This window comes from Bacillus cereus group sp. MYBK216-1 (assembly GCF_051916495.1).
In the GTDB taxonomy this organism is placed as follows: Bacteria; Bacillota; Bacilli; order Bacillales; family Bacillaceae_G; genus Bacillus_A; species Bacillus_A thuringiensis_K.
On sequence record NZ_JBQAGT010000016.1, the window covers coordinates 1 to 26,150 of the forward strand.

Here is a 26,150-nt window from a genome sequence, read left to right on the forward strand (position 1 = left end):
AATGATTGTCCTTTTCTTGCCATAAAAAAATCCCCTCCAGATAAAACAGTATTGAGTCCATCATATCAGATGGACTCTTTTTTTACTGTCTACCTATAGGGGATAATACCAATGTGCCTCTTTTTATTTTTTATTCAAACTAATATAGCAGATAACTTAAAAATCTCCCCTACTAAAGAAGAAATTTAATGTTCTTTATATATACGATTCAATACAAATGAAGTTATACAAATGATATTAGCCTTTAAAGCTTCTTTCGGCCAATTCGGGTATAATTCCGAAGCGCTAACATTTTTTATATACTCCTTAAAATCCACTTTATATCTTGGAGCATTTTCATAAGAATTCCCATCATGAACTATAATATATTGCGGTATTTGTAGATTATGTGCATGTAAAGGAATATCTGTAGAATACATAGAGTACTGCTGAAGTTGTCTTTCTAAATGCTGTTTAGTTAATTTATGCTGAGGTACATCAATAATTTCTATTGATTGCAGCTCTCCTGTTCGATTTATAGGAATCATTTCTACTCTTTGTTTTGCTGTAGTTCCCGCAAAAATTTGTACACCTCTAACTATTTTCACACCATAATTAGGTGCTTCAATTGTAAGGATATATTCTGAATAAGGTTTAGGGCCCGAAGGATCTGAAGCAGATTCTTTAGGGAGAGCAGATAAAGAAATGACACTTGTTAAACCAATATCATTTGTTTGAAGTGTGGTAATAATTTGACTACCCTCATCTTGCTTACGAACGAATACCTTTGCACCTTTGATTGATTTATCTGTATTCATTTCATAAACAGACACAATTAACTTGCCACTTGATGCGCGATAAGTATCCGTGTATCATAAAAAAATTGTTGATTATTCAAAAATATATTTGGTTGATAGCATAACTGCTTTCCTGTATCCCATGGATAAGAGAGATAATCAATCAAAACTATTCGCCCTGTCTCTATAACAATTCATTGCAATCACTCCTTTATATTTTTATTACTTTCAATGATTAATAATTAGGAAAGTATCCATTTTGATTATAGAATGATTGTGGGTAATGAGATATGGAGGAATTTGTCATAGAAGGTGTAGAGAAAGGATTAATAAACAATTGGTTTGTATGTTGAGAAGTTGTGTATGTTTTAATATTTGCATCTGTATTTGTCTGTACTGGTATGGGGTTATATTCCAAATCCCTTGTGGTACCTGCAGTATATTGTAATTCTTCAAGTAATCTCCATAGTTCTTTACGCACTACTCCTGTTACAGTAAAACTTTTAATTTTTTGAAATTCCTTTACTGATTTTTCAGTTTCAAGTCCAAAAAATCCATCTATTTCCCCTGTGTAAAAACCATACCTTTTCAATAAACTCTGTATCATTTTTACACTTTCTCCTTGATATCACAATTGGGGATTAGCCTTTGATGCAGCACCTTATGAAAATAATTCTATACCCTGGAATAACATCAAAAAATTTAAGCAAATGGGATATATAGGGGAACAACTTGGTCTAACTTGGGGTGGGCGCTTTACTACCCTAGTTAATTACCCGGATTTCGAATATTCTTTTGGATTAAGTACTTGGGATCTCCTTAACGGTATTACCCCTCCTATTTTAAATATATAGCTTTTCATATAACTTAAATTACATCAAGATTTTTTTCTATTTATAACATCTTCTGGAATTGAAAAATCGATTAAGGGGCCGTTGGATGACAATAAACTATTCTGTTAAGGAGCCCTTTAATTGAATAAAGGTTATTCAGTTAACAATGAGGTTGCGTATGAATATAGCACCTTAATAAACTATAGAGGGAAAATATATAATAACGTATTTTAAATTGCACCTTTAAGGAGGCGAAGTCGATGAGAAAATATTTTTATTTGATTGGGCAAAAAACAAGAGGATAACGTTTCACTAGCCCATAAACTAAGTGGTTCCTCTTCAATACTAGAAGGAGAGTATCAAATTGAAGAAAATTTATTTAAAGCCTATTGACAAAAGTAATTGGGAAGAAGCAATTAGACTGTCTGTTAAAGAAGAACAGCAAACATTTATTGCATCCAATCTCTATTCTATCGCAGAAGTTCAATTTCTAGATAATTTCTATGCAAAAGGTATTTATCTTGATAAAAAAATGATAGGATTTACTATATTTAGGATAGATCCTGCTGATAATAATTATTGGATTTATATACTTATGATTGATGAAAAATTTCAAGAGAAAGATATAGGTAAACAGGCTATATAACTGGTTATTGATGAGATAAAACAAGATAACTATACAAGCATCCCTTTAATCATGATTGGATATGCTCCTGAAAATCTTACAGCTAAATTTGTATATAAAAAGACAGGATTTATTGAAACAAAATTATCTTCTTTGGGTGAACAGTTAAGCTAAGTATTCTTTATGAGCACTTGGATTCTCCACATTGAATATTAGATTTATTAAAGTGGATATTTGTTTTTTATTAAGATGATTCTAATGTATAAATAAAAAAATAGGAGGAACCTATAGTGACAGCCCCCCTGCAAAAAAACTGTAATATACATGTTGAAAATAAATTTATTTTACTAATAATGAATATCCACCATTTTTATCATTAAATTTATACATATTCAAATAATATTTCGCTTTATAGTATTTCCTTCATCTTCACCACAAGCTACGCAATTTTGCATGCCTAATTCATGATAAGATACCCATGTCATTCCATTATTTTGTTTATTTACCACGGAGATATCCATTTCTTTTGGAACTGTAACATCAAACTTATAAACATCTGTTTGATCAGGATTAATCATACTTCCTTTTACAAGCTTATTAAACCGGAGTATCTTCTCTTCTTCAAGCGATCCATCTGTTTACGGATCTTTTTACAGTAACTTTTATTTGTTCTTTACTTTCTTTTCCTCTACTATCTTTAACTTTTAGTTCTACATTGTATATTCTTTTTCTCCATATACATGTGTAGGATTGGCTTCTGTACTTGTTTTACCCTCTCTAAAATTCCATAGATAAAAAATAATTTTTCCATTTTCACTTTCTGTACTATCGCTATGGAATTGAATTTCTTCATTAGAATCATAGGAAGGATAGCTTATTTGTTATTTAAGGAATATTTTGTGAGTAAGTTCAATTTATAATTATAGTCTTATATACATAAGGATTATTATTAACCCTCTCAATTACTTTAAGCGATGGTAACTTATCTAATTCAATGATCATAATATTATTTATCTTTTGAGATGAACTTTGAATTTTTATAATATTAATTTCATAATCACTGCATAAGGATGTTATAAAAGCGAGAAATTTACAACTATTTTTATTCCTCACCAAAATAGTTGGATTATTTTCTGATATGTTAAAATTAAAACCATTAATTTCTGAAATAAGTATTTTTCCTATATCATTTTTATATGTAACAACTTCTATACTTTCTTTTTCATTAAATAAAGAAATTTTTGCAGTATAAGAATAAGGTGTTTTTGCAAATTCTTCTACAAATTTAATTCCAGTGCTATTACCAATCCTAAAAGGAGCTTGTTCCAATATACTTTTTTCTGTAAGATTAAATATCCCTTTCAAAAAACCTATTTGCAATTCATATTTATTTGTAACGTTTTTAAAGCTTCCATAGACTGAAATATTCACTTGTTCTGGTCTTAAAATAAATAACTCTCTAGCTAACTTACCCATTTCAGTTCCTAAAATTTCAGGTGATAAATTATTAGTTTTTACAAGATCGAACATAGGACAACTCTCCATAATTAACTCCCCCCTCACTTAAAATACCCCATATAAATATGGGGTATTTTAAGTAGTAAACTACATGTAATTTTAATATTCTAAAATATCATTTGATTTATAATTAAAATAATTATATATATAAATATTATACTATTACTTGTTCTTCCTTCAAGAAAGGTATATCGAATGCAATAAATACCTCAGTCAATGCATTTGTTAATTGTATAATTTGTTCTTCAGTGTGATTTGGAGTAATATTTACCCTAAATCTCTCGGTCCCAATTGGTACAGTTGGTGAATTAATTGGTTGTAAATAAACATTATGTTTCTCAAGTAACTGACGTGCAGCAGCTTTACACTTTGTTGCATCACCAATTAAAACTGGTAATATATGCGTCTCGCTTGAATTCATAATTGGAATTCCTGCTCTTTCAAAAGAATTTCTCAACATTTCTGTTTTTTTATGTAAACCATCTCTTTCTACTTTAGAAACCTTTAAGTGCTCAACACTTGTATAACATGCCGCTACTATAGCTGGTGGTAGTGAAGTCGTAAATATAAAACCTGAGGCAAAAGATCGGATTGCATCAATCATTGGTCCCGAACCTGTAATATATCCTCCGATAACACCAATTCCCTTAGCCATAGTCCCTTGAATAATATCAACTGAATCCGCAATACCTAGATCAGCAGCTATCCCTGCTCCTCTAGGTCCATACATACCAATTGCATGAACTTCATCAAGGAATGTTAAAGCGTTATACTTCTTAGCAAGTTTAACAATTTCTTCAATTGGTGCAATGTCACCATCCATAGAATAAACTGACTCAAAAACAATTACTTTTGGTCGGCTATATGGTTGTGATGCAAGTAATTGCTCTAAATGTTCTGTATTATTATGCTTAAATATTGTACGCTCTACCTTCGTACTACGTATCCCATTAATTATAGATGCATGATTAAGTTCATCGGAAAAAACAATACAATCTTCAAATAAACGTAGTAAACACTGAAGTGTTGCATCATTTGACCCATATCCTGTCGGGAATACAAGTGCAGATTCTTTACCATGCCATTCAGCTAATGATGACTCCAATTCCTCATATTGATAATGTGTACCACCAATATTTCTAGAACCACCTGATCCCGCACCATATAAATTAATTGCGTTATGCATGGCTTCAACAACAACTGGATGTTGTGACATTCCTAAGTAATCATTACTGCACCAAACAACTACAGGCTGACTATCTTCTGATCCATTTAATTTAGCTAAAGGATATTGCCCACGAATTCGATTTAATGTAACAAACTCACGATATTGCCCACTTTTTTTCAGTTCTACTAGTTTTTCATTTAATATTTTTGTATACATATAGTGCCTCCAATTATAAGTTCTCTAACTATCAATTTAAGGGGGTAATGTAAAAAAATGTTAATAAATTTGTGGTGCTCTCTCATTATAGGCATAATACACAAAAAAAACAAACAAAAATTTTAAAAATAAAATTTTTTCGGTAAATTATATTTTTACTCTTCCTATATATATATATATTTATATTAAATTTTAAGCTTTAGTTCAATTAGAAATAGTGAAAAGCTTATAAATAGAGTGTTTACAGCCACTTATCTAACAAGAAAATGATTTTTTTGTTTTTTTAATTTATTTCTAAAGAGTTAGAAAATTAATATTGATATAATATTTAAGTCGTGATAATATTTGGCTCGTGAAAACTAATTTTACAAAAAAGGTATTTTTAGGTTATTAAAATTAATAGTTAAAGATCAACTATACATTCTCAAATTAATTTTATGATTATGAAAATAATTTATCATTATATTTTAATTAAGAGATAAATATGATGTCTTTAGTCTGGTTATTTCACCCCCTAAAAATACACATTCATCACACAAAGAACTTTAGGAGGAATTTTGATTATGCAAGAAAAATTATTGATTCGTAAAGCTACTATTCAAGACACTGAAGAATTAGTGGAATTAAGAAAGATTTTATTATCTAGTGGTGACACACATTATGCAGCAAAAAGTGAAGAAGATAATTTGGCCTGGCAAAATGCTTATCGCGATTGGATTAAAGAGAATATTTCAAATGAGGATGTACTGATTCAGGTCGGTCAATATGATGAAGATGAAAAAATATGTTCATGTGTTATTGGAATAATTGATTCACGCGCTCCTATGGTAGGTGCACTTAACGGACGAGTTGGTTGGGGACAATCTCTTGTAGTAAGCAAAGATAGACGTGGTCTAGGAATTGCAGAAGCAATGATGGATGCTTTTCATAATTGGTTTAGAGAAAATAATGTTCAAAAAATTGTTGTCCAATCTAGTAAAATGGCCGAAGAGTTCAATAGAAAAAGAGGTTATCTCCAAACTGGGGAACAGTTATTATTTAAAACAATAGAATAGGAGCGTACCAAAATGAAAGTTTTAATTATTGGAATGGGTTTTTCAGGGCAAATGTTTTTAGAAGCTTTCCAGAACATCTCACCTCTCTACAATAATGATATTGATATTGCTTATACTTCAAGATCTCAAAAAGATATTGATTTAGTGTATTATCCGACTATCGAATCTGCCTTGGAAGTATTTAAGCCAGATATTTTAGTAATATCCGTTAACGACGAAAATCATGGAGAAGTATTATTTTCAATTCAAAATTTCAATGGATTTGTAATATGTGAAAAGCCTTTTGTTGATCCAAATTTCAAGTTAGAAAATGCAGAGAAACTATTAAAATACACATCAGGCTTTTGTTTAAATATGGTTGCAAGATATTCACAAGCCGCTCGATTATTAAAAGCATATGTGAATGAAAATAATTTAAAATTAGTACGTGCCAACTTCTTATGGGAAAAAAATAGAATTAATGACTATCGACCTACAACAGGAGTTATCAGTGAAATTATACACTCTTTAGATCTTGTTCAATGGATCAACGGTAATTCACCATTACAATTAAGACATATTCAAGGGGTAAAGTCTGATTATTCAATCTCTGGAAATGAAATTTCAGATAGCGTTTCTGTTATGGGTGAAATAAATGGTGCTGTAGTAACAGGATATAGTAGTTTTGTAAACTTATTCAGAAGAAGAGAATTAGATTTTGTTTTTCAAGATGCTAATAATCAATTAATTTTTGCACAACTCTCTTATGACACACCAAACTGGTATGAAGATTCAGTAAAAATTTGGACAGAAACTAGCACACAATCTGAAGAACTGTTATACTTTAATTCCCTTGAACATGAATATAATGGGGATAGAAAAATAGAGCGAATTATAAATGTAGTCAAAGATGTTACTGATTTTGTTATGCTGGAAAAAGAACCTTCTTTTGGTTTTCCAAATCTAAAAGATGCAGTTCGCTTACAGGAATTACTTAATGAAATTGATTCTAAGAAATCGAGCTTTTATAGAGTTAAATATAACAGTTCTGAGAAAAGAGTCTTGCTCAACGAAAATAGCGGATTTGGACGATTAGGATAAAAAATAGCAAGGAACTTAAAATAAGTTCCTTGCTATTTTTATAAATTCCTGAACATAATGTCCTTCTGCTTGTGTTAATTCTGTAGAATGTTTATAAGATATGTATATATTTCTATAATGCCGATCCGGTAATTCATATATCTTTATATCATCAAATGATTTTAAGAAAAGCTTTGGTCCTATAGAAATACCTATTCCTAGATCAATCATTTTCACAATTGTATTGCAGTCACTTATATACGAATGAACCTTAGGCTCTATACTGTGCTGATTCAAAAATTTCTCAACTTGATTTCTGTATGGCGCTGCTGGCATAATAATATTATTTTGATCAAAGAAATCCTTTAAAGAGCAATCATCAGGAATTAACTTTAAGTTATTTGGTGTTGCTATAACTAACTCGTCTTCCCAAAATGGGACGGATTCACATCCGAATTCCCCGTTAATTGTAAATCCCAGGTCAATTACTTTATTAATAACCCATTCTTGTATTTCATCATAAGTCCCCTCAAATATTATAATTTCTATAAACGGATACAATTTATTAAATTCTTTCATAATTGGAGGTAATATATGTTTTTTTACACTTGTAAAGGCTCCAATCCTCAGTGTTTTAGGCAATAATTGTTCATTAAAATTAGTCTCTATTAATTTACGGTTTATATTTAATATCTGACCAATATACTCATAAGCTTTAGTGCCTTGAGGAGTTAAAGTAATCGTCCGACCAGTTCTCAGGAATAAAGACGTTCCTAATTCCTTTTCTAAGCTAGAAATTGCATGGCTTACTGCAGATTGCGTCATGTTTAATTTTTCGGCAGCTTTTGTAAAACTCCCCGTTGTAATAACTGATTCAAAAATTTCATACTTAATAATACTCATGAGTTTTTTTCATCCCTTGCATTAATATTATTCATTTTATTTAATCCCATTCATTAAGTATACTAATATTAACCTACTTAAGCTAGACGAGTAATGATTATCAAATGTTATTTTACCTTAATTTAATCTGCAGATTTTTTAATTACTATGGCATTATTCAATAATTATATATAACTCAATTATTATAATTGTAAATAACATCATTATAGAGTTATATATTGATTCAATAATCATTCTCTATCTGTATAAAACTAGCAACTAGAGTGTATAAGATTGATAATTTATTATAATCTTGACAATGTAAAGGTGGCAGAACTATGAAAAAAGTTATCTTTTTAGCTATTGGTATGTTTGCCTTGGGATTCGATGCTTATATTATTGCTGGACTGGTTCCTGGAATTAGTGATACCTATCAAAAAAGTGCATCCCAAGTTGGGCAAGCGGTAAGTATATTTACATTATGCTATGCAATATCCGCTCCACTGTTTGCCTCTCTCTTAGCAGGGAAACCTATAAAAAAAGTTCTATTGACTTCAATAATTGTATTTGGACTTGCAAATGCATTAACCGCAGTATCTCCAAACTTTTCGATATTCTTAATATCAAGGGCGATTGCTGGTGTTGGTGCTGGATTATTTTCTCCTTTAGCTGTTGCAGGCTCAACTATGTTAGTACCTGTAGAAAAGAAAGGACGCGCACTTGGCTTAACAATCGGTGGCATGAGTATGGGAACTGTATTAGGTGTTCCGATAGGTCTTTATATCGCAGACAAGTTTGATTGGCAATCAGCAATGTGGTTTGTGGTAATACTTAGTTTAATTGCTGCTATTAGTATTCTTAAGTTTCTACCACATGTTCCAGTCACTGCACCACCTGCTATGAAAGAAAGACTTGCAATGTTTTTAGATAAAAGAGTTACTATCACTGTTTTAATAACATTCTTTGCAAGTATTTCAAGTTTAGGTTTATATACCTATCTATCTCCATTATTACAAGATCTTGATAGCACAAGTGATTTAACAATTTATTTATGGGCTTGGGGATTGGGTGGATTATTTGGAAGTATAACAATTGGATATTTAATTGATTACTTCAAAAAACCAAAAACTTTAATGGCTCTTATTTTAATTATTTTAACTGTCTCAGTTGTATGTATTCCGATAATGATTAATCTAACAATTATAAAATATTTACCATTTTTCATATGGGGAGCAATGGGATGGGCATCAGGAGCACCACAGCAACATATTTTATTATCCTATCAACCTAAGCACGGAAGTGCAGCTGTGGCCCTCAATAGTTCGATTAACTATCTAGGAAGTTCCGTAGGTGCCACATTAGGTGGAGTAGTAATTTCTCTTGGAATGGGGACTATGGCTCTAATCTACTTTGCGATAATTTCTATGATTATTTCATTAGGCCTACAATTTTATAGCATGAGAAGTAATACCTTTAAAATAGCTACTACTAAAAAGGCTGTTTAAAATAAATCTATTACATTTATAAAACATAAAAATGGGCATTAATTAATCTGTATCTTTTTATAAAGAAACAAAAAGAAGACGGTTCTTTTGAAACCGTCTTCTTAAAATAATAATACCATTTATCATATAGCTAGTTATTTAATTTTTTTTATTAAATAATTTGATTAAACAATTTATATTTCTATCATTCCTCTCTTCTTTCATATTCATCTGAAATAATATTTTTATCCCACCATATTTATAAATTAGCACCGCTTTTTATATTAAATTCTTTATTTTATCTAGTTACCCCGAAAAAACAGTCTCTCAGATTCGTTTGTATCGATCTTTAAATACCAAAACAATATCAAAACATACAAAACAACTTAAAAGTCTATTTTAAGTTGTTAAGGCGTTTAAAAAGAATTTAACTGTTTTCAAACGGTTTTGTTAAGCGATTTCTATATACTATAAGCTAATCTCTCAATTTTTCACCTTTGATTTCTTCTAAGCCTTTTTTAAATTCCATTTCTTTTGTAATATGCTTCATTTTAATTATATTAGGGCTTACATATAAAGCGACATGTTCTTCATTATTTATCAAATGATTTTCAGGTATGACCACTACTTTATTCTGCGTATTAATTTTTACTCATCTGATTACAACGATTACTTTTACAGGTTGTCCATTTTATATACCTGTAGCAAATACCAATAAATTAAAAACATATAAAAAAATATGAATGTAAGTAGTATACATCAATTATACTTCTTTTAACTTTTTGAAGATTTCCCATATGGTTGAGTGTCTCTATAAGCATTTTATTAATACGTGTTAAATGATAAAAGTATTAATTTAAAATCTCTTTGGATATTAATTTTTAAACTTTAATTAAACCTTCATTCTCTTAGAAATTCATAAATCAGTTGAAATATTCACTTCAAATTCATCTGTTGTTTTAGTGTCTATGTTTTTCCCATCTATTATCATCCTTATTTTTTGTTTCGTATTTGCTGTTACCACCCAAGCATTTGGTAAATAACGATCTTCATGAGATAATGTAGAAGGTGAGTTTATAACCTTGCCTCCTAAATATAGCGTAGCAGAAGAACCTCCATCCATAGCCATTGCATTTACTGCTCCTTTTTCATACAGGATATCTTGACACTCTTTTAGCGTGGCCCCTATGCTATGTGTTTGCCTACCGTCTATTACCAGAAACATTATTGTGCCATCTTCTTTTTGAGCCATAATACTTCGTGGTGCAGAACCCCAACCACCGTCTCCTTCTGTAATCATTTTTTCTCCATTTACAATTAACTGTGGCATAAATCCTGCCGCTGAAACGACTTGTTTATCCAAAAGTTGTTGGGTAGAATAATTTCCTGTTATCATTTGCCCAAACTTTGTTAAACCCGTAATAATTGTAGGGGTATTTCTATCCATATTCGTATCAATAGTCTCCCCATTTTCTATCACTATTCCAGTTGCAACATTTCCTCCACCCCTTCCTGTTTCATCAGCAAATCCACTTGCATTCACAGCAACAAGTGCATGATTACGCTTTGCCATTACGCTAATTTTTTCTCCTCTGTTAGCGCCCTGTGTTCCTTGATGGCTAACAAGTTTAACATTGAAGGGATTGCTAATAGTAACTAATTTTCCTTCAAAAAGAAAGCGACTATCTTTGTTACTTTTAATTGTTTCTACATCAATTTCTAATGGTTGATTTTTAAATTCTTCTAATCTTTTTCCTGCTATTTTTTTATAAATATGCTCATCACTATTTGACCATTTCGGATGATTAATTCTATCTTGCAATTTATCTAGTTCCTTTTGGGATAGGAATGTATATTTCGCATATTGTGGATGCTGAGAAGTTAGTATACTCCCAGCCATTGTTATGCGAAGCTCTCGGCCATAGCTAGTACCAAATAATATTCCTATGCCAATAAGCATGAAAATAGACAATAGAAGCAAAATTCGTTTGAAGATTTTTCTGAGATGTTTCATAGTTTTATCCTCCAGCATTCATTACATTCAATAAATCCATTAAAATATTATTTATCTAAAGACAAAATTGTTTGATTTCCTCATGCCTGAATTCCCAGCTATATTTTAGCAATTAGGGCAAAATACTTATTCCGAATTTCATTTTTTTCAGTGTATATTTATAAATTTAATAACGTTTTTGCAACCATGAAATAAATTACTAATCCTGTTCCGTCAACAAATGTTGTAATAAATGGACCTGAAACAACTGCAGGATCTAGTTTTAATTTTCTTAGAATTAAAGGTAAAACAGCAGCTACAAGAGAGGCCCAAATAACAATAAATAATAAAGTAATTGCTACAACTTGTGCAACTTCTGTTCCAACTCCTAACATATAAGCACGAGTGAGCCCAGCTATTCCAAGTGCAAGTCCGAGAAGCATCCCTATTGCAAATTCCTTTTTCATTACACGGAAAATGTCTTTAAATTTGACCTCTCCAATACCGATTGCACGAGTGATTGTTGCTACAACCTGTGTTCCTGTATTCCCACCAGTACCTACTAATAACGGAACAAAGAAAGCAAGAGCAACTACAGTTTCAATTTCGTCTTCAAAATACTTTAATACTGTACCTGTATATGCTTCAGCAACAAAAAGAAGTAATAACCATGGTAGACGTTTTAAGAAAATACTCCAAGTGCTAGCTTCAAAGTAAGATTGATTCAATGGTTCACTTCCGCCTAACTTTTGAATATCTTCTGTAGCTTCTGCTTCCATAACATTCATTACGTCATCAAATGTTATAATACCAATCATTTTATTATTTGCTGTTGTTACAGGTATTGCTGCTAAATTATAATTCAGAAGCTTTTTTACAACTTCTTGCTGGTCAACTTCAGCTTGTACTGAAATTACCTCTTGAATCATGATAGTAGATAATATCTCGTCATCTGCTGCTAATAATAACTCATGTATGGAAACGATCCCCTCAAGATAACCATGACTATCAAGAACATAACTATAAGATATTGATTCTACATTTTCAGAATGTTCCCTAATATACTTCAATGTCATTTTTACTGACCAATTTCCTCTAACTGCAACAAAATCACTTGTGACAAGACTTCCTGCCGTTTCAGGTTTGAAAGTCATCAATTTTTTTACGTTATGTTTTGTGATTTTATCTAAATACGCCATTAATTTAGCCTGTTTTTCCGGATGAACCGCTAGCAGTAAATCTACTAATTCATCAATCGGTTGTAAATTTAGTAACTTTTTAGCTTTGTTTTCAGATAAGCGAATTAAGATATTATATTTTTCTTCTGCACTCATATATTGAAGAATTTTAGAGCTTTTTAATACAGGAATCGTATTTAGTAATATGATTTGATCTTCAATTGAAAACTGTTTTACTTCTTGCGCAATATCATACGACGGATGACGTAAAACTTTCTCTGCATCCAAATTATTTTTGGTTACAAGTAATTCATTTAATAATTTCTTCATGTTAACTCCTCCTCATATTGCTAAGGGAGACTCTAGAGTTTCATGAGTGGTTTTGTTTTATTTTATCTGTCTTAAATTTTTTATTAGAGCAATAATAGTTACATTGCAATCAATTCATTATTTAGAATTACCTCCTTTTTGAATATAGACAAGATAAAACAAATAACATTAAACAGAAAAACCTTTACTCAAAAAGGAGTAAAGGTTTTTTACAATACAAATAAATGATTATTAAGACAGCTCTGCCAAAATCACAGAGGTGCCTTTCTATCAAATCGTATACCACTCCCTCGTTGAGTTTTAGCACTGTATAGCATAGGTTTTTATAACCAGCTACATTAAGAAGGGCCTTAATCCGACCGTTCCTGTTGACCCATTGGCGTCTCTCGACATTTTTGGGCAGCAGCGTTTCTCTATACAGGAGCCTCACCTAACAAAGTTTATTGAATTACTTCAAAATTTAAACCAGAATTTAATATTTGTCAACTGACTTTCAAATCCATTCATAAAAAATCTTTTATAGAAAATGAAATTATATTTTATTATAAATTTAAAATTCTCCTTAAAAAACATAGAATTTAAATAGATTTAATTCGAAGAAACGTTATAAAACATATGAAACTTATTGTTTTCAATCAAATTCCAACTTTATAACAGAGGATGAATGATTGGTTATTCTTTACTTCAAAAAAACATTTTTTAAAAAATCTTCTTTTATGATTAAAATCTTCTTTACTGTTTATCAAATTTATATGATTAAACTACTTAATCATACTTTACACTACAAGTCGAAAATATGTATTTATACGAAATGATTACATACATTTTCTCATATTATTTCTCAAAGGGCTATAAAGCTATAAATCATATAAAATTAGCAATACGGTTGCTTGACAAGCAAAAAAAATATATTTATGCTTGCTACACGAAACAAATACATAAAATTTATGTTGCTTAACCTGTTAGGTGAGGCTCCTATGCAAACACAGGCTATTGCCCAAAAATGTCGAAAGACGCCAATGGGTAGAACAGGAATTGTCGGATTAAGGCTCTTCTTAAGATAGCTAAGTAATGAATTTTCATTACTTTACGTTGTATAGTGCCAAAGCTCTACTAGGGGGAGAAAAGCCTTATTTAGTCATGCCATTTTAAATCCCTCTAGTTACATACTAGGGGGATTTTTGCGTAAAAAAACAGGGAGTAAGCGATAGAATCTTCCTAAACACAAGTCATATTTAGTAATTGACGAGAACAAGATTCTATTCATTAGCAAATGTAATATTATGTTTTGTTTTAAATCAGGAGGATATTAAAATGAAAAAAATATTAAAACTCGATTATCTATTGCTCCTTTCTCTATTCATAACATGTACTTTAGGTATTATCATGATGTATAGTGCAAGCTCCATTGTTGCTGTCCAACATTACGGTTATAACAGTAGACATTTTGTTGATTCTCAATTAACAAAGCTACTTTTAGGTACAATAGGATTAATAGTTTGTGCTTTACTCCCATATGAAATATGGAAAAAACGAATAGTCTCAATCTGTATTATGGTTGGGGGGATTTTTTTATTAATTATGGTTTTATGGAAAGGAAAAGTGGTAAATAACGCTCAATCATGGATCTTTGGAATACAGCCAGCTGAATTTCTTAAATTAGGAACAATACTTGTAACAGCCCGCTTTTTTGCATTACGACAAGAACAAGCTAAAAATAACTGGAGTGGTATCGGAAAACTTTTATTTTTTTTAGCTACAATTTTTTTTCTTATCTTTAAACAACCAAATTTAGGATCTGCACTTTTAATATTAGGTATAGGTTTTAGCATATTTCTATGCTCAGGAATAAATATTAATCTACTAATCAAAAGAACTATCATCAGTTCTATTTTGTGGTTACCTATTTTATATTTCTTGATTCAATATAGTTTGTCAGAAGTTCAAAAGACACGTATTACTACGATTTTCAATCCATTTCTTGATGCGCAAGGAAATGGATACCAGCTTGTAAATTCTTTTATTGCCATTGGCTCCGGAGGAATCACTGGTCGTGGATTTGGAAATAGCATACAAAAAACAGGTTATCTTCCGGAACCACATACAGATTTTATAATGGCAATAGTTTCTGAAGAACTAGGATTTATTGGTGTATTTATTATATTGGCTGGAGTTTTGACTATAGTACTTCGCTCCTTAAAAATTGCACAATTATGTGTAGATCCATTTGGCAGTTTTATAGCAATTGGTATAGGATGTATGATCGGTATGCAATCTGTTGTAAATTTAGGTGGTATTACAGGACTATTTCCTCTTACAGGTACCCCATTTCCATTTGTAAGTTTTGGTGGAAGTTCTTTAATGGTCAATTTAATAGCAATAGGAATATTAATTAACATTTCAATTTTTAATAAAATTGAGTTTGATAATCATAATATATAATTTTTATATATTAATTTAAAAAATTTTAAAATTCGACCTCATTAATTAATCTATATTTAAAGAATTTCTAATTATTTTTTTAACTGTATAAATATTAATATTTATGTTCGTTTTAATACGAAAAAAGGCAGGCATAAATATATGCTTGCCTTCCGTTCTCAAAATCAATTACACCTAAAACAACGTGAGGTTAACCAAATCTAGATACTGTCTTCTACGCCCTATTTTTTACTTTTCTAAAACAATTTCTGCTATTTCATTAGCATATTTTTTAGAGTCAAATCCATCATAGTTACTTAGTACTACAACAGTCAAATATTCTTTTGGAAACCGCATGAAGTGTGAACGATAACCTGCCCAGCTACCTGAATGTTCCAAGTATCGACGGTTAAAACCTTCTGCAAGCCTTAGCCCAAAAGCATAATCTTCATTGTCAATAATCGTCTCCCCAGTTGGAGAAATTTTCGGACCTATTTCGCTCATTCTTTTAACAAGTTCTTTTCCACCAACGGTGCCTGTAGTTAAATTTTCTCCCCATCTTACAAGATCTTCAACATTTGTATGAACTGCCCCATCACCTGTATGTTCCCAAGGGCTTTCATAGATTTTATATTTTCCTTGCTCATTCTTCGAATACCCACTAATAATTGGTATAGTTGTTGGGTAGCAATCTACAATTGTTGTGTCTCTCATATGTAAAGGATCAAAAATACGCTCCTTTGTAAATTGACGTAGAGACTTGCCACTTACCTTCTCTACCACTTTTGATAATAAAAAATATCCTGTATTGCTATACTCAAATTTTGTGCCAACTGGGAACCTTGCAATTTGATGATTTTTAAGGTGCTCTAACGATTCTTCCACAGTTAATGTATCTGTAAATTTAATATTTGCTAATACAGCCAATTCCATATAATCAACTAGTCCACCAGTGTGATGAATTAGGTGTCTCAATGTTACTGGTTCAGCATATGTTCCAATAGAAGGGACATACTTTACAATCGAATCATCTAAACTCAATCTTCCCTCTTGTTCTAAGAGTAATATAGAAAACGCTGTAAATTGTTTAGAAACTGAGGCGATATTAAAAACGCTCTTTGTGGTTATCGGTAGATTTTCCTCTATAGAAGCTAAGCCAACTGCACCTTTATACGTTACTCCACTATCAAAACTAGCAATATATGCAAAGCCAGGGGCGTTGGGTGAAAATTTGTTCAATAATTGTTTAATGGAAGTATGTGTCTTTTCATTATATGTATTATTCATCTCAATCACGTACCCTTCGCTTAAAGTGATTAAAAGTTATAGCATGAGTCGTATGGCCTATTATAAAAAGCAAACTTAATTAAGTTTGCCTCTTTAATGTTATTCCAAATCTCATTAGTTTTGATAATATATCTTTTGTTTACGCTGGAATGGATAAGTTTTAATTTCATCTGTATCTAAATTTTCATGAAATAGATGTATGGCTATAATTTGTCTACAATCATAGGTATGATAATAATATATACCAGACTCCATACACATTGCGCTTGTATAAATGGTATTATCTAATGTACCTTCTTCCGTTATCACTCCACCTTTTGGAAGCTCACAATTTGATAAGATATGAAAAATGGCCGATACCCCTTCCTCTTCATTATCTATCCCATGAATATTTTGTTTGCTATACGCCGCCCGAACAAACCTTGATGGTGGAGTGAAATCCCCAGGGATTCCCATCGAACCTGAACCTTGTCCAAAAGCACTCAATGATAAATCCCCCCATTGTGTAGGCTCATAGGGCTGTGATCTAAGACCAATATATTGTCTTAAATTTTGTAGATGCCAGTTAAACTCTGGACTATTGGTCATTACCCCTAACGGATTGTCATACACTTTTAGCCCCTCAGTTGTCGGCTCTAGTACAATACATTCTCCCCATTTATCCGCTATAATCCAATGTAGCGGCGGAGTAAGTCCTAAAATAGGTAATGGTACATCCAAAAAAGAAATACTATCAACAGACTTTCTTAACTCTTTAATAGAATTGAACTGCGTGAGACTCCAAGCCACAAAATCAAATGGAGCCAGATTCGTTTTATTGTCATCTATACTTTCATTATAAGCTGCGAAGCCTGGGAAATAGAGCGTTGCACAAGTCATACCTGCTTCATTTACTCCATCTGCCAGAATGACCCTTCCTTGATAGTTAATCCCCATCCCGATAACTGCTTGTTTCGTTTCGATGGTTTCACCAGTTATATTGTTCCATCGATAACTTCGAGGAACTATTATTACTTCTTGATTGAAATCTAATGTAAAATCCATCGTTCTTGCAAAAAGATGTTGACCGTTTTTTGTCTGTAATGTCAAACTAGTACACATAAAGAACACCCCTTTGTTTAGTTTATTTAAACAAAAACCCATTTAATTTCTATCCTTAAGTTGATAAGCACGAATCTTTTTTCTTACTCATATTTATTGATACTCCTTTCAAAATTTGAATTTTCTAATACAATAAGTCTATTACTATAAGGAAAATAAAAATGATCAAAGAGATTACTAATCTCCTTTATGATTCCCCCTAACAAGTTAAAGAGCTATTATAAACAAACTTCAATAAAAGATACCTTCTCCCTCCTTTTTTATTACTGGATTTTTAAGTGGTTGGATGTTATATAAAACAGAATTATTTATTGCATATGCTTCTTTCTAATTAATTCAACCTCCTAGTGAATAGAAATAAATGTGTGATGTGAATGTCTTAGATTTGTTAAATAGAATACAAGCAGTACTTCCTTCTATTATCGAGCGCCAAACAAATAATTAATAAAAAATTAGAGATTATCTGGAATATGTTTAGAATCACTTATTTTGCATTTTTCTTAGTCTCCTATTTAAACGGTATTTACTATGTAATTGTACATATTAACTAAATACTTAATAAACTCAATGTTACATGTGGTAAAATATATGAGAAAGGCACTTTCTATAAAGTAGGTTGTTAGAACAGAAGGCGTAACGCATCTTATATTCATGATGTAGCGTTACTGTTACCACCCATACATATGTAAACTATTTTTCAAATGAAGTCTATTGGTGTCTAGGATCCTGTTTTATAGGAAGGGTTTTTATGGGATGGGGAATATATATAGGAACATGGTTCAAGTCAAAGAAAAGGCACTCCTAGGAGTGCCTTTTCTTTGACTATTTAAATGTACGAACGCTTTCAAAACTATTAGATATAAATTGATGTACGCATTGTATTAAATGGTGCATTTATAGATGTCTTTTGGTACTCAAACGTTCCCTGTTGATGCCCAGAAGCATCCCATTTATAATACCAGCCAACGATCGGTCTTCCGCCAATTATAGTGGATCCAATACTTTTTACATTAGAGCCATTCATTTTAGCAAATGGATTTTGGCCATATCCCATTTCTTTCGTGGTAATATATAAGTATTTTCCTCCGTGATTACGTAATGTGCTAAAGCTGTTCTGGTCAATTGTTTCTACCCTGCCCAGTTCAGACTCTACTTGTACGACGTTTAGTGAAGTAAGAGGTGCTGCTGGTCCAGCAGAAGCCTCTGTTGCCATTCCTAATCCGACGAACGCTGTGATTGCTAACGTTGAAATCCCTAGTGCTGCTTTTTTAAACATAAAAAACATCCCCTTCCATCTATTGTTTTCACTTACATTGCCAATATATTCCTTATAACCTTATATATAAATAGATAACAATTGTAGAAATAATAGAAAGAACATTCCGATTTATAAACAGTGAAAATTTACTTTCAACAACTTGAATAAAGCATAAAACAATAATTCGAAGAGCTGCACGAGCAACCTCTGGTCATTTACCGCTGATTCTACCAAGCTGATCCACGAGACTTGTCAGAAAGCCAACCTCGGCATCGGAATCATCCCGAAATCTGCGTTTGAGCTGGCGAACCACAGTAGTCTGGAAATGGACAGTCCTTCCCTCCAGACCAGGATCGCGGCAATCTGAATCAAGGAACGTTACATGTCCTCATTGACCAGAAAGTGCTTGAAAAGTTTCAGTAAGGAATGAATCGACTGTCCACTCCTTTGAATTATAACCATAGGGTTCCGTGTAGCTTTGAAATAAAGATTGATAGAAAAGTGCTTGAAGCTTTATGTCCCCTTGGTTTAACAAATGATTTTTTGTAAATAATATGTTTGTTAAAAATTTAATTAAGGGGGACTTGTATGCCACAGGATCGAAAAGCAGAAGTTCAAAACGATACATACAAAAAAAGAGATTATGCCAGATAATTCACAATCTCTACCACTTCACATGCAAAAAGAGCTGCCTCACGAATTTTCTGTAAATCCTCTGTTTGCCCATGAAGGAGAATCCGTCGTTCCACGCTTTCATATGTCTGATGAAGACATGTTACCCGAAACATCGTATCAAATCGTCCATGATGAAATTGCTCTTGATGGCAACACCCGCCTGAATCTTGCAACATTCGTTAGCACATGGATGGAGCCTGCCGCAGAGCAATCATATGCAAAATCATTCGACAAGAACATGATTGACAAGGACGAATACCCACAGACAGCTGAAATTGAGGAGCGGTGTGTCCGTATCTTAGCCAACCTCTGGCATTCGCCCAGCCCCCTTACGACTATGGGCGTTTCAACTGGATCGTCAGAAGCATGTATGCTCGGTGGGCTTGCCTTAAAGCGACGCTGGCAAAATGCACGTAAAAGCGAAGGGAAGCCGGTAGATCGTCCCAATATTGTGTTTAGTTCTGCTGTTCAGGTCGTTTGGGAAAAATTCGCGAATTATTGGGAGGTTGAACCACGCTATGTGAAGGTTAGCCCTGAACATCCTCAATTGGATCCTCAGGGGATCCTCGCAGCCGTGGATGAAAATATGATTGGTGTAGTACCGATTCTTGGTGAAACTTATACCGGTCTTTACGAACCGGTTGCCGCAATTTCGAAAGCGTTGGATGATTTACAGGCGAAGACTGATCTTGACATTCCCATGCATGTGGATGCAGCTTCGGGAGGATTTATAGCACCGTTTCTTCAACCAGATTTAGTCTGGGATTTTCAATTACCAAGGGTGAAGTCCATCAATGTATCCGGACATAAATATGGATTAGTCTATCCTGGATTAGATTGGATAATTTGGCGGGAAGCTGAAGATCTCCCTGAGGATCTAATCTTTCGCGTTTCCTATTTGGGCGGAAATATGCCGACTTTTGCCCTGAATTTCTCTCGTCCCGGTGCACAAGTTCTCCTGCAATATTACAATTACTTACGTTTAGGGAAAAGTGGGTACTATGATGTCCAAAAGACTTCTCAGAAAGTCGCTCTTTTTCTAAGCAAGGCCATTCAGAAGATCGAATCGTTTGAACTTTTGTCCGATGGGTCGGATATTCCTGTTTTCGCTTGGCGACTGAAAGATGGCTACACATCAAACTGGAATCTTTATGATTTATCTCGACAATTGCGTGTGTTCGGTTGGCAAGTACCCGCCTATCCATTGCCTCCAGATATGGAAGTGGTGACAATTATATTTCTGCAGTCATATGAAGCTCCTCAAGTCCTCTTTATCTTTAAATAAACTTCCATATAATAATGATTTCGTTAACCATTCGAAAAATCCCCTTTAGCAGAATAAAGATTAGTTAATTGTTCATTTCTGTTAACTTTCTGTATAACGAAGCTCTGGACACATTTGTAATTTTACAAATGTAATTTACGGTCATTCCTCCTTTTTTATATAGCTTTACTGCATAATTTATTCCCGCGTGATTTTTATGATATTTCTTTAACCGACCTTTAAACTTCCCTTCTTTCTTAGCCAGTTCAATCCCTTCACGTTGACTCATACGGATAAAATCTCGCTCTAATTGGTTAATACCACCCATAACCGTAATTAAGAATTGGCTGTATGGATTATCTTCAGCTAAATCTAGCCATGAATGGATTGGCAAGAGCTATTTTCTTCTGAAAGCAGGGTAAGCTTAGGGAAGCATCAACTGCAAAGGGCTAGTGCCTTAAATATAATCATTAATGTCATCAGTATCTGGAATACCTTACATCTAACAAAAGTAGTTGAATATCAAAAACAGGCTGGTAGTTTTAATGAAGAATTATTGCGCCATATGTCGCCTCTAGGTTGGGAACATATTAATTTACTAGGAGAATATCATTTTAATTCGGAGAAAGCGATCTCATTAGATGCTTTAAGACCACTAAAACTTTCTTAACGTTGTTAAAAACAGAGGAATCGTCAGGAAAATAAGCTTAACGTTGTAAATCTGCATTTTCCTGACGGGACCCCGTTTTGGGGATATTCAAAAATATTATACGGTAACCCTTATAAATCCATTTTTCTAATTTATGTATATTATTTAACTAATTCCCCCATTAATTTTCTGAGCTACTTTTAAATCTTTTGTTTTAAATCCGCTATTTATAGCCCATCTATAAAATAGAAATGAAACAATTGAAATAAGTACCATATCCCATCCATAAGTTATAATATTTAACCCACCAAATCTTTCACTTCCAGTGTACGATATACAAATCATAAATAATAAATACCCGACAATCCATAATCCAGCTAAAAAATTCTTTTTAAATCCAACCCATTTTGTTTTTAATTGATAATAAAAATATATAGGTAAGCCCATAAGTATAATAAACATTACTTCTCCTGTTAATGGCCATCTTGCCCAATATAATGTTAATGATGCAAAAATGAACCCTAAAGGTGCAATAATATTTAATCCTTTTATATAGAAAGGACGATGAAAATTAGGCGCTGTTTTTCTCAGAGTCATTACTGTTATAGGTCCAGTAACATATGAAATTAATGTAGCTACTGAAATAACTTCAGCTAAAACACCCCATCCTTTAAATAAAAATAAAAAAACAAAACAAATCATTAAATTAAACATCATGGCAAATCTAGGCACACCATATATAGGATGTAATTTCCCAAAAACTTTAGGAAAATATCCATTCTTCTCCATTCCGTATAGCATGCGTGATGTGGTTGCCATATAAGTAGTACCTGTACCAGAAGGAGATACAAAAGCATCTAAATATAATACAATAACTAACCAATTAATATTTAGTGCTATCGCTAAATCAGCAAATGGTGAATTGAAATTTAAATTCGACCATCCATTAATTATCATATCGGGATTTACAGCACCGATAAAAGCAATTTGTAATAATACATATATTACAGTTGCAATTAAAATGGATCCTACAACTGCCCGAGGAATAGATTTCCCTGGGTTCTTTGCTTCACCAGCCATATTAATTGGGCTTTGAAAACCATTGAATGCAAAAATAACACCAGATGTTGCCATAGCAGTTAATACATTTGACCAATTAGATACATGAAAGTCCTGATGACTAGTAAAGTTCTCTCCATGAAATCCAACAAATAGCAATGCACCAATTGTAAGACCAGGAATTATAATTTTAAATATAGTAATTAATGAATTCACTTTTGCAAATAGACTAACTGTCCAATAATTTAAAAAGAAATATATGATTATAAGTAAAGAAGCAGCTGCAAGACCTTTTGAAGTCAGCATTCCATTATCCACTAAATCTTTGGCCCAACTTGCCCACTCCCAAGGCCACGAGCTCATATATTGTATTGAGGCTATAGCTTCAACCGGAATAACTGAGACGATGGCTATCCAATTAGCCCATGCAGCAATAAATCCTACGAAATCTCCATGTGAATATTGGGTATATTTTACCATTCCGCCAGCCTCTGGAATCATGGCTCCTAACTCGCTATATGGTAAGGCAATAAATAATATTACAATCATTCCTAAGACCCAAGAAAAGATAGCGGCCCCCCCGGATATTTTGGCGGCCTTCCATGCACCAAATAACCAGCCAGATCCTAAAATCGAACCAATCCCAGTCATTGTAAGCGCAAAGGTTCCTAGCTTACGTTTCATATTTTTCATTTTTCACACGCCCCTCGTTTACAAAATAAATAGAATCCTCTTATTCATTAACCTTTTACTCATATATACTCCCCCCTTTTATTTAAAGTAAGAATGTAAGTTTTATAGACTAATTCACTATAAAGTTTATCTCCAATCAACTCTTTATAATGTATGTATACCCTCTATAACTCTCTCTAAACCTAAAAACTTTTAACTACATTTGTTACGGAAAAACATCGTAATCTAGTATGCCTCTATATTGAGGCTTCAACGAATCGTGTTGGTGAAGCACTAATAACCACATTTGTAAGAGTCTACCTCTGCATTAAGAATATTTTAGTTCTAATAGACAAATTTCATCTTGTCAATGTTCTTAATTTGATAGGCATGGGATGTTCCCCCAGATGCATTCAAGATAGACAAGGAAATGAAGGAAACTGTTATAGAAATTTCTATATTTCTTTGGTAATTTATCGCTCCTTTCTTACAAAAAACTCAACTCTATTACGTCAAAAAGGTTCTGTATGAAAATATGTAGAATTAGCACATATAAGGTATTTTATAAATAAAGAGGTGATTGTGTTGAAGTATTTAACAAAATCAAAAAACTCATCAACAGGTCTGAGGGGATATTTGGAATCCTATCCGTTAACTTCATTTTTTGTAATGGCATATTTATTCTCATGGATTGTATTAATTCCATTTATCTTATCTCAATGGGGTATTTTCCCTAAAACAAAGGCATTTGATATTTTCTTTTTTGCCAATGCATTTGCAGGCCCTATGTTAGCAGCGTGTATCATGTTGCGAACTCTTGAAGGCAAAGAGTCATGGAAAAAAGTTAGAAAAAGTATTCTAACTACTAAGGTCGGTTTGAATTGGTACTTGTTTACTCTCATCGTTATCCCAGCTGCAATGTTTCTGGGGATGGTTATAGTAAATGGAGAGATACCTACTTTCCGTGACCTTAATTTTGAATTTTTTATAACCTATCTCTTCTCTTTTGTAGCAATTTTCTTTCTCGGTGGGCCTCTACCCGAAGAAATCGGATGGCGTGGTTTCGCTCTGCCTCGATTACAATCGAAATTTGGACCGTTAAAAGCTACATTACTACTTAGTGTTTTGTGGACTTTTTGGCATCTTCCACATTTCTTAACGGCTGCACAAAGGGGTGGCCCGGGTTCTGACCTTTCTCTTCTATATATTCATTTACCAATTTTTATTTTACTATGTTTGCCGATCTCAATTATTCTTACTTGGGTCTATAACTGCAATCACGGTAACTTATTTATTGTCATGCTAATTCATGCGAGTGTAAATACGTTTAGTTTAGCACAAACTCATTCCACCAACCCTGTTTTAAAGAATACGGATATGTTTGTAGTGATAGGATTGGGATTTGTCGCTTTACTTATTCTTATTTTCACACGAGGCAATCTAGGGTATAAACAAACTTTTACTGAAGTAGAGTTCAGTAACAATGAAAATATAAGTAAATAAAAACAAAAATCATAGAATAATAGGTTGATGACAATAGTGTACAGACACACTGCTATCAAGTTAAAAATCATATTCTTCTCCAAAACAAAAAACGTCATTCTTTATTCAAGGTGAAATATTATTGTTTGCAAAGAGATTCTCCCGATATTTGGTATCATATACCTTGGATAAATTAGATAGAAAAATAGGATTTTTTCAACAGGAAAATAATTTATAGCGGAAAGAATATAATTATATTGATTATAATAATGTGTTTTAATTTGTACCTTTAAGGAGGCGTTGTCAATGAGAAAATATTTCTATTTCATTGAGCAAAAAAATAAGAGGATAACGTATCACTAGCCCATAAACTACGTGGTTCCTCCTCAATATTGGAAGGAGAGTATCAGATTGAAGAAAATTTATTTAAAGGCTATTGACAAAAGTAATTGGGAAGAAGCAATTACACTTTCTGTTACAGAAGAACAACAAACATTTATTGCATCCAACCTTTATTCTATCGCAGAAGTTCAATTTCTAGATAATTTCTATGCAAACGGTATTTATTTTGATGAAAAAATGATAGGATTTACTATGTTTGGGATAGATCCTGATGATAATAATTATTGGATTTATAGACTTATGATTGATGAAAAGTTTCAAGGGCAAGGTATAGGTAAACAAGCTATACATCTAGTAATTGATGAGATAAGAAGAAATAATAACGCAAACATTTCTATAATAATGATTGGATATGATCCTGAAAACCTTACAGCTAAATTTGTATATAAAAAAGCAGGATTTATTGAAACTGAATTATCATCTTGGGGTGAACAGTTAGCTAAGTATTCCTTATAAGCACTTGAATTCTGCACATTGACTATTAGACATATTCAAGAAAAGAGTCTAGTAGTATAGTAATGCAGATAGGAAATGATTAAACTTTTTATAAAAGAATAAACCAACTGAAAATATTAAGAGCGTGTTTTGATTTACCTTTTTCAAAACACGCTCTTTTCTATGATTATTTATCAAAGTTATTAGTATCATTTGAATAAACTTTATTTAAAAGTAAAAACAATGTTCAAATAAAATTATGTCTTAATTGAATATACTACACAGCCACAATTTGCTATTTTCTAAGCTCAAAGTTTACCTCTCCAAT

16 protein-coding genes, 8 pseudogenes and 2 riboswitches are annotated in these 26,150 nt (G+C 32.3%); of the genes and pseudogenes, 10 read left to right on the forward strand and 14 right to left on the reverse strand.

All coding sequences use genetic code 11. From position 1 onward, the window contains the following. Positions 1–188: 188 nt before the first annotated feature. Together ACTFRH_RS28005 and ACTFRH_RS28010 are read right to left on the reverse strand one after the other, a co-directional pair. Positions 189–943 (reverse strand): annotated as a pseudogene (locus tag ACTFRH_RS28005) (SpoIID/LytB domain-containing protein); the annotation flags it as partial. Between the two features lie 68 nt (positions 944–1,011). Then, positions 1,012–1,401, reverse strand: a pseudogene (locus ACTFRH_RS28010) (peptidoglycan-binding domain-containing protein); the annotation flags it as partial. Between the two features lies 1 nt (position 1,402). On the opposite strand from ACTFRH_RS28010, the pseudogene ACTFRH_RS28015 reads away from it, so the two are divergent. Further along, positions 1,403–1,630: pseudogene (locus ACTFRH_RS28015) on the forward strand (M15 family metallopeptidase); the annotation flags it as partial. Between the two features lie 343 nt (positions 1,631–1,973). Further along, positions 1,974–2,421, forward strand: a pseudogene (locus ACTFRH_RS28020) (GNAT family N-acetyltransferase). A gap of 152 nt (positions 2,422–2,573) precedes the next feature. Here ACTFRH_RS28020 and ACTFRH_RS28025 read toward each other — a convergent pair. From ACTFRH_RS28025 to hemA, 3 genes and pseudogenes are all read right to left on the reverse strand, one after another. Then, positions 2,574–3,088 (reverse strand): annotated as a pseudogene (locus tag ACTFRH_RS28025) (PKD domain-containing protein); the annotation flags it as partial. A gap of 55 nt (positions 3,089–3,143) precedes the next feature. Next, positions 3,144–3,779, reverse strand: a complete 636-nt coding sequence (locus ACTFRH_RS28030) for a hypothetical protein (protein ID WP_000443211.1) — start codon at positions 3,777–3,779, stop codon at positions 3,144–3,146. A gap of 127 nt (positions 3,780–3,906) precedes the next feature. Then, complete coding sequence (gene hemA / locus ACTFRH_RS28035) at positions 3,907–5,136, reverse strand: 5-aminolevulinate synthase (RefSeq protein WP_000288160.1); 1,230 nt, start codon at positions 5,134–5,136, stop codon at positions 3,907–3,909. Positions 5,137–5,699: 563 nt separating this feature from the next. Between hemA and ACTFRH_RS28040 the strand changes: the two genes are divergently transcribed. Both ACTFRH_RS28040 and ACTFRH_RS28045 read left to right on the forward strand, forming a co-directional pair. Further along, positions 5,700–6,191 carry a GNAT family N-acetyltransferase gene (locus ACTFRH_RS28040; RefSeq protein ID WP_001156574.1) on the forward strand — a complete coding sequence of 164 codons (492 nt, stop codon included), beginning with the start codon at positions 5,700–5,702 and terminating at the stop codon, positions 6,189–6,191. Between the two features lie 12 nt (positions 6,192–6,203). After that, on the forward strand, positions 6,204–7,271 hold the full coding sequence (locus ACTFRH_RS28045) for a Gfo/Idh/MocA family oxidoreductase (protein WP_000866048.1): 1,068 nt from the start codon (positions 6,204–6,206) through the stop codon (positions 7,269–7,271). A gap of 15 nt (positions 7,272–7,286) precedes the next feature. Here ACTFRH_RS28045 and ACTFRH_RS28050 read toward each other — a convergent pair whose 3' ends face one another. Further along, entirely contained in the window at positions 7,287–8,153 is an 867-nt protein-coding gene (locus ACTFRH_RS28050; protein ID WP_440048879.1) for a LysR substrate-binding domain-containing protein, read from the reverse strand. A 317-nt stretch (positions 8,154–8,470) separates the two neighbouring features. Between ACTFRH_RS28050 and ACTFRH_RS28055 the strand changes: the two genes are divergently transcribed. Next, a complete protein-coding gene (locus tag ACTFRH_RS28055) occupies positions 8,471–9,637 on the forward strand; it encodes an MFS transporter (protein WP_000755603.1) in 1,167 nt (388 codons plus the stop codon). Positions 9,638–10,091: 454 nt separating this feature from the next. Here ACTFRH_RS28055 and ACTFRH_RS28060 read toward each other — a convergent pair whose 3' ends face one another. From ACTFRH_RS28060 to mgtE, 3 genes are all read right to left on the reverse strand, one after another. Then, the gene (locus ACTFRH_RS28060; protein ID WP_154071904.1) at positions 10,092–10,241 is read right to left on the reverse strand and encodes a hypothetical protein; all 150 of its coding nucleotides are present in this window, start codon (positions 10,239–10,241) and stop codon (positions 10,092–10,094) included. A 291-nt stretch (positions 10,242–10,532) separates the two neighbouring features. Beyond that, a complete protein-coding gene (locus tag ACTFRH_RS28065; RefSeq protein WP_000681833.1) occupies positions 10,533–11,630 on the reverse strand; it encodes a phosphodiester glycosidase family protein in 1,098 nt (365 codons plus the stop codon). A 158-nt stretch (positions 11,631–11,788) separates the two neighbouring features. Further along, positions 11,789–13,117: a magnesium transporter gene (mgtE, locus tag ACTFRH_RS28070; protein WP_000735187.1), complete on the reverse strand. Its 1,329-nt coding sequence runs from the start codon at positions 13,115–13,117 to the stop codon at positions 11,789–11,791. 279 nt (positions 13,118–13,396) lie between these two features. Continuing rightward, positions 13,397–13,562, reverse strand: a riboswitch (M-box (ykoK) riboswitch). Positions 13,563–14,068: 506 nt separating this feature from the next. Continuing rightward, positions 14,069–14,245, forward strand: a riboswitch (M-box (ykoK) riboswitch). 186 nt (positions 14,246–14,431) lie between these two features. On the opposite strand from mgtE, the gene ACTFRH_RS28075 reads away from it, so the two are divergent. Next, entirely contained in the window at positions 14,432–15,559 is a 1,128-nt protein-coding gene (locus ACTFRH_RS28075) for an FtsW/RodA/SpoVE family cell cycle protein (RefSeq protein ID WP_000722125.1), read from the forward strand. A 228-nt stretch (positions 15,560–15,787) separates the two neighbouring features. Here ACTFRH_RS28075 and ACTFRH_RS28080 read toward each other — a convergent pair whose 3' ends face one another. The 3 genes from ACTFRH_RS28080 to ACTFRH_RS28090 form a co-directional block, all read right to left on the reverse strand. Then, complete coding sequence (locus ACTFRH_RS28080; RefSeq protein WP_001066670.1) at positions 15,788–16,825, reverse strand: serine hydrolase domain-containing protein; 1,038 nt, start codon at positions 16,823–16,825, stop codon at positions 15,788–15,790. 114 nt (positions 16,826–16,939) lie between these two features. Next, entirely contained in the window at positions 16,940–17,926 is a 987-nt protein-coding gene (gene bsh, locus ACTFRH_RS28085) for a choloylglycine hydrolase (RefSeq protein WP_000337606.1), read from the reverse strand. 853 nt (positions 17,927–18,779) lie between these two features. Continuing rightward, entirely contained in the window at positions 18,780–19,202 is a 423-nt protein-coding gene (locus ACTFRH_RS28090; RefSeq protein WP_000472926.1) for a DUF4879 domain-containing protein, read from the reverse strand. A 570-nt stretch (positions 19,203–19,772) separates the two neighbouring features. On the opposite strand from ACTFRH_RS28090, the pseudogene ACTFRH_RS28095 reads away from it, so the two are divergent. Then, positions 19,773–21,096 (forward strand): annotated as a pseudogene (locus ACTFRH_RS28095) (glutamate decarboxylase); the annotation flags it as partial. A 112-nt stretch (positions 21,097–21,208) separates the two neighbouring features. Here ACTFRH_RS28095 and ACTFRH_RS28100 read toward each other — a convergent pair. Next, positions 21,209–21,505, reverse strand: a pseudogene (locus ACTFRH_RS28100) (helix-turn-helix domain-containing protein); the annotation flags it as partial. On the opposite strand from ACTFRH_RS28100, the pseudogene ACTFRH_RS28105 reads away from it, so the two are divergent. Next, positions 21,499–21,793 (forward strand): annotated as a pseudogene (locus tag ACTFRH_RS28105) (Tn3 family transposase); the annotation flags it as partial. The pseudogenes ACTFRH_RS28100 and ACTFRH_RS28105 sit on opposite strands and share 7 nt — an antisense overlap. Positions 21,794–21,937: 144 nt before the next feature. Here ACTFRH_RS28105 and ACTFRH_RS28110 read toward each other — a convergent pair. Next, the gene (locus tag ACTFRH_RS28110; RefSeq protein ID WP_000794168.1) at positions 21,938–23,524 is read right to left on the reverse strand and encodes an APC family permease; all 1,587 of its coding nucleotides are present in this window, start codon (positions 23,522–23,524) and stop codon (positions 21,938–21,940) included. Positions 23,525–24,088: 564 nt separating this feature from the next. Between ACTFRH_RS28110 and ACTFRH_RS28115 the strand changes: the two genes are divergently transcribed. Both ACTFRH_RS28115 and ACTFRH_RS28120 read left to right on the forward strand, forming a co-directional pair. Continuing rightward, entirely contained in the window at positions 24,089–25,006 is a 918-nt protein-coding gene (locus tag ACTFRH_RS28115; RefSeq protein ID WP_000876424.1) for a CPBP family intramembrane glutamic endopeptidase, read from the forward strand. Positions 25,007–25,396: 390 nt separating this feature from the next. Beyond that, positions 25,397–25,843: a GNAT family N-acetyltransferase gene (locus tag ACTFRH_RS28120; RefSeq protein ID WP_000725625.1), complete on the forward strand. Its 447-nt coding sequence runs from the start codon at positions 25,397–25,399 to the stop codon at positions 25,841–25,843. Positions 25,844–26,150: the final 307 nt, after the last annotated feature.